Below are 437 nucleotides of genomic sequence, written 5' to 3' on the forward strand. Positions count from 1 at the left end.
CGATATTGATCGCCTTTTCAAAATCAATATTCATGCTCCTTATCATGCCTCTGTTGAAGCCGCCCGGCAGATGCCCGAAGGCGGGCGCATCTTAATCATCGGCTCCGTGAATGGCGATCGTATGCCTGTTGCAGGCATGGCTGCTTATGCCGCCAGCAAATCTGCCCTGCAAGGCATGGCGCGCGGGCTGGCCCGTGATTTTGGACCGCGTGGGATCACCATTAATATCGTCGGCATTTAATTCCAGGGCCTCGCCAAAGACGCCAATACCTGCATTTACCACCAGGATATCCAATGCGCCGCTCTTACGAACGACATCAATGACAGCGTCTCTGTCAGCACTATCTGTGAATACTGCTGTCGCTCCAGTCTCTTGTGCCAGGCGTTTAGCGGCATCTTTCGACCCCGCATAGGTGAATCGTACATTGGCCCCATCG

The 437-nt window shown here is 54.0% G+C and carries 1 protein-coding gene and 1 pseudogene; one reads left to right on the top strand and one right to left on the bottom strand.

Annotation, left to right across the window (positions count from 1 at the left end):
- Positions 1–241, top strand: a 241-nt coding sequence (locus AC0L3J_RS37485) for an SDR family NAD(P)-dependent oxidoreductase (protein WP_473350442.1), incomplete at its 5' end; no start/stop codon positions are given.
- 42 nt (positions 242–283) lie between these two features.
- Here the strand turns inward: AC0L3J_RS37485 and AC0L3J_RS37490 are convergent.
- Positions 284–382: pseudogene (locus AC0L3J_RS37490) on the bottom strand (oxidoreductase); the annotation flags it as partial.
- Positions 383–437 lie beyond the last annotated feature (55 nt).

The organism is Bradyrhizobium sp. Kon37 (assembly GCF_055807535.1).